A 4,505-nucleotide genomic window follows, 5' to 3' on the forward strand; every position below is an offset into this window, starting at 1 on the left:
ATTCTCCTAAATTTTTTGACAATTATACACTTTTTTATTGGACGCAAAAATAGCTATCAATTTGCCTCTCAATTTATTGATAAGGCTTAGATCGTGATTTGTAAATCTCAAATCAAAAAGCTTACATATGAAATTTATTGAAATATCAATAACGCTCATCATTTTGCCCCCATTAAAATAATTTACAATATATTATATCACACCAACCTATAATTTTCACCATGAAATGTAAAAAAATAACAAACAATTTCACACACTACATTAATGTAAAATTATTGTAAATTATTTCTCATTCATTTCCTTTGACTTTTCTACACATGCCAATTGTCCTTGAATAACAGCATTTCTAAGTCCATATTTTTCCAAAACTTCCACAGCTTTGATAGTCGTCCCACCCGGAGAACACACCATATCCTTCAACTCTCCCGGATGTTTACCAGTTTCTATAAGCATTTTCGAAGCGCCAAGTACCGACTGTGCAACGAATTTATACGCCATATCTCTTTTCATTCCCGTTTGCACAGCTGCATCTGCCATTGCTTCCATAAATATAAACACATATGCAGGAGAAGACCCACTAACTCCAATCACACAATCCATCAAGCTTTCATCGATTACTTCGCTTTTACCAAAAGAATTGAAAATATCCGACACGATTTTCAAATCATTGTCGTTCATATTTTCATTCGGACAAATCGCAGACATTCCTTCGCCGACAAGACAAGGAGTGTTGGGCATCACACGAAGAATTTTTCTGTCAGTTCCTGTGATTTTTTCAATATCTGAAATAGTAACCCCTGCTGCAACAGAAATCACGATAGTTTCCTTATTAATATTATCCTTGATTTCTTCCAAAACCAAAGGGATAATGTGTGGTTTTACAGCCAGTATCACAACGTCGGAATTTTCAGACGCTTTTTTGTTGTCAGTTGTAGTGTTAACTTTTAGTTTTTGGTTTAAATCTATTAATTTTCCCGCAGATTTATTTGACACGCAAATTTTATTCGCATCTATTATATTTGCATTCACAACTCCTGAAATCATGGCAGATCCCATGTTCCCAGCTCCTATAAAACATAATTTGTTCATTAGCCCCTCCAAAATTTTCCTTAGCTATATTCTATCAGATTTCAATTTTATTTATCTTGTTTTGCTTACAATCGTATAGTTTTTTCTTTTTAAATATATTATAATTTAAACATCAAGGAGTAAGTTATGGAAGAAAAAAGGAAGCTTAAATTTATTTTATATGCATTTGCACTTTTATTAATCGTGGGCGTTATTGGCTATATGTTTTTGCTAAAAGTCGACTTCATAGATGCACTATACATGACGGTTATAACCATTTCGACTGTTGGCTTCGGTGAGGTAGGCACTACTAGTAATTGGTCAGAGGTTTTCTCTATAATTATGATATTTGTGGGTGTCGGCATCGTCGGATACGCATTTACTACGGTTGTTGCTATGTTTGTAGAAGGAAAAGTTAAAGATTTTTGGAAGGGAAGTAAAATGGAAAAGAAAATAGCCTCACTCAACGATCATTACATTATTTGCGGTTCTGGTGAATTGGCAGAAGTAATAATAAATAATTTTATCGATCAAAATTTGAATTTTGTTGTCATTACGGACAAACGTGAAGATCTTGATGATTACAGTCACCACGATATTTTAGTTGTTGAAGGCATGTCAACTGAAGAAGCAGTATTGGAACACGCAGGAATCGAAAGAGCAAAGGGTCTTGTATCGACGTTGGATTCTGAAGTAGACAATATCGTTACTGTGCTAACTGCAAGAAATCTCAACAAAAATATCTACATAATCGCCAATGCAATTACTAAATCGGGAAGCGAAAAGTTGATGAAAGTAGGAGCAAATAAAACTTTGTCCGCTGTAGAAATCAGCGGCAAAAGAATGGCTTCGTTGATGACTAAGCCTAATATTATTTCTTTTTTAGATGTGGTTACAAGAATTGGCGATGTTGAATTGGATTTGGAAGAAGTCGTGGTCAAAAGCGGCTCATATCTTGAAAATAAGAATTTAATTGAAGCCCAAATCCCAAATAAAACAGGTCTGATTGTACTTGCAATTAAAACAATTGAAGATAATAAAATGATTTTCAACCCACCAGTTAACTACACTTTCCGAATTGGAGATGTATTGATTGTCCTCGGCAGAGAAGATCAAGTGGACAAATTAAAACATTTGGGCGATGAAACAAAATAAGGCTATGCAAATTGCTAGCCTTATTTTTGTGATATTTCCATGAAATTATCCCTGAAAATATAATGACTTCAATACATCTTATAATTTACTCAAATTTTGCAATATCTTTAATATCTAACCTTACTGATTCATGGTGTTCATAATTTGATTTACCAATTGCGATTATAATCACAGGAACATATCTTTCCAGGTCAAGTCCGAAAGCCTCTGCAAGTTGGTCTTCTTCAAATCCACCAATAGCATTTGTGTCGTATCCATGAGCTCTTGCAACTAGCATAAGTTGCATAGCCATCAAACTTGAATCGATTTTAACTACATCATTCATCTTTGATTTTGAATAGTTCTTGTAAACTGGCATAAACAAATCCATCAATTGTTTTTTTACATCTTCTGGCATATAACCTTTTTCGACTGCCTTACTGTAGATTTCATCTGCTTTTTCGTAGCATTGCATATCTCCAAATATCAAAATCATCGCAGATGAAGTATCATTCTGTCTAACATTAAATCTTATCAATGGACGAAGCTTATCCTTTGCTTCATCAGATTCAACAACCACAAATCTCCATGGTTGAAGATTCACTGACGATGGTGCAAGTGTTGCTTCTTCTAAAATTTGTATCATTTCTTCTCTGTCAATTTTTTTGTTTACATCAAATTCTTTTACAGAATGTCTATTAAATACAACATCTTCAAAATTATTATTCATTAAATACCCCCTATTTGTTATTACAATTTTTCTTCAATAGATTCCAAAATCTCCATTAAATCTTCAATCTCTTTTTTTGAAATAGACACTGCAACATTGCACGGATTGTCCTTGTGATTTTGCTTGCAAATTTGTAGTTCAGATTTCGCATAATCCGTGAGTGTAACTATGATTTCTCTTGCATTGTCAGCGTTTCTATCTCTTGTAACAAATCCTTCTTTTTCTAAAATTTTGAGTTGACGAGTAATCGCCGCAGGATCAATTCCTATATGTTCAGCAATCTCTGTTTGAAGGCTTTGTTTTTTCTCATCCAGATATAACAATATTTCGTATCTGGTTAAGGAAAATCCTGTACTATTTTCAAATTCTTTTGTAAGATTTTGCTCCACACATCTAAGTTTGTGCAAAGCATTACTAAATTGCTTAAGTTCCATATTTTCCCTTTACATAATTGGTTTGATTTGTTCATTCATCCAATTGGAATCCTTGAACACTGATCTTCCAACTCCTACCAAATCGCATACTCCACGGTTCAATATGTCCTCTATATCATCACCTGTTTTTACTCCTCCAGTCAAAATTACTGGCACATCTACATTTTCAAAAATTGGCTTTGCTAAAAAATCGAAGAATCCTGCTCTTTTATCATCGATTGAGAACATACACATTCCACCAGAAATATCCAGAACATCCACTCCAGCTTTTATAAACTCTTTACATGCATGTATGCTATCGTCTGTTGAAAGTCCTCCATCTAAATAATCTCCAGCTCCCACTCTTATAAAAATTGGATACTCATTTCCTACTTTTTCTCTGATTTTTCTTATAATTTCCAAATGAATTTTAATTCTCCCATCGATATCTCCACCGTATTCATCTGTTCTTTTATTAGTTAATGGAGATAAGAATTGGTTCAATAAATATCCATGAGCAGAATGGATTTCCACACCATCAAATCCTGCTTCTTTTGATCTTACTGCTGCATCGACAAATTTATCAATAATTTGTTCTATTTCTTCAACATGCAGTTCTCTTGGAAGTTCTCCTGTCGATTTCGATGGATTCTTGATAGCTGATGGTGCTACTGGTTGTTGTCCGATAACTTCTTCACTAGTAGAACTACCAGCGTGAGAAATTTGCAATATTACCGATGAACCATTGGCTTTAACTAAATTTGCAAGTTTTCTCATTCCATCTATTGTAGAATCATCTGCTATAGATGTTTGATTTTTGCTGGCTTTTCCTAAAGCATCCACAAAGCTGTGTTCAATAATTACAGTTGAAAATAATCTGTTTTTAGTCTTTTCTTCATAATAGTTCAAGATTTCATCTGTAATATGACCGTTTTCGTCAGCCTTTGCAGTAGCCATAGGCGGCATTACGACTCTGTTTTTAAAATTAATATTCTTTGATTTCAATTCTTGTGATAATTTCATGTTTACCTCCATTCGTTGATTAGTCAATATTTAAGACATCAATTATTGATATGTCAATTATAATTCTAATAGTATACTTTGTCAAACCCTCTTGATAAGGATATCTCTAAATTCATAGAATTTTTATAATCAAATTA

Annotated in this window: 5 protein-coding genes; 1 reads left to right on the forward strand and 4 read right to left on the reverse strand. The window is 33.5% G+C overall.

The window, feature by feature from the left end; translation table 11 throughout:
• Positions 1 to 282: 282 nt before the first annotated feature.
• On the reverse strand, positions 283 to 1,089 hold the full coding sequence (gene proC, locus KHW44_RS06695) for a pyrroline-5-carboxylate reductase (RefSeq protein ID WP_094206210.1): 807 nt from the start codon (positions 1,087 to 1,089) through the stop codon (positions 283 to 285).
• A 126-nt stretch (positions 1,090 to 1,215) separates the two neighbouring features.
• On the opposite strand from proC, the gene KHW44_RS06700 reads away from it, so the two are divergent.
• Positions 1,216 to 2,223 (forward strand): TrkA family potassium uptake protein, encoded by a 1,008-nt coding sequence (locus tag KHW44_RS06700; RefSeq protein ID WP_094206211.1) that lies wholly within the window; start codon positions 1,216 to 1,218, stop codon positions 2,221 to 2,223.
• A gap of 85 nt (positions 2,224 to 2,308) precedes the next feature.
• Here KHW44_RS06700 and KHW44_RS06705 read toward each other — a convergent pair whose 3' ends face one another.
• Genes KHW44_RS06705 through KHW44_RS06715 form a run of 3 tightly spaced genes read right to left on the reverse strand, consistent with a single transcriptional unit; the run spans position 2,309 to position 4,368 of the window.
• Positions 2,309 to 2,932 (reverse strand): nitroreductase family protein, encoded by a 624-nt coding sequence (locus KHW44_RS06705; RefSeq protein WP_304067544.1) that lies wholly within the window; start codon positions 2,930 to 2,932, stop codon positions 2,309 to 2,311.
• Positions 2,933 to 2,952: 20 nt separating this feature from the next.
• A complete protein-coding gene (locus KHW44_RS06710) occupies positions 2,953 to 3,366 on the reverse strand; it encodes a MarR family winged helix-turn-helix transcriptional regulator (protein ID WP_094206213.1) in 414 nt (137 codons plus the stop codon).
• Between the two features lie 9 nt (positions 3,367 to 3,375).
• A complete protein-coding gene (locus KHW44_RS06715) occupies positions 3,376 to 4,368 on the reverse strand; it encodes an NADH:flavin oxidoreductase (RefSeq protein WP_094206214.1) in 993 nt (330 codons plus the stop codon).
• Positions 4,369 to 4,505: the final 137 nt, after the last annotated feature.

Origin of the sequence: Finegoldia magna (genome assembly GCF_018371055.1) — a bacterium.
GTDB lineage: Bacteria > Bacillota > Clostridia > Tissierellales > Peptoniphilaceae > Finegoldia > Finegoldia magna_I.

Excerpts from the sequence above, each read along its gene's own strand:
- KHW44_RS06700 (WP_094206211.1), top strand. The coding sequence starts at position 1,216 with ATGGAAGAAAAAAGGAAGCTTAAATTTATTTTATATGCATTTGCACTT.
- KHW44_RS06710 (WP_094206213.1), bottom strand. The coding sequence starts at position 3,366 with ATGGAACTTAAGCAATTTAGTAATGCTTTGCACAAACTTAGATGTGTG.
- KHW44_RS06705 (WP_304067544.1), bottom strand. The coding sequence starts at position 2,932 with ATGAATAATAATTTTGAAGATGTTGTATTTAATAGACATTCTGTAAAA.
- proC (WP_094206210.1), bottom strand. The coding sequence starts at position 1,089 with ATGAACAAATTATGTTTTATAGGAGCTGGGAACATGGGATCTGCCATG.
- KHW44_RS06715 (WP_094206214.1), bottom strand. The coding sequence starts at position 4,368 with ATGAAATTATCACAAGAATTGAAATCAAAGAATATTAATTTTAAAAAC.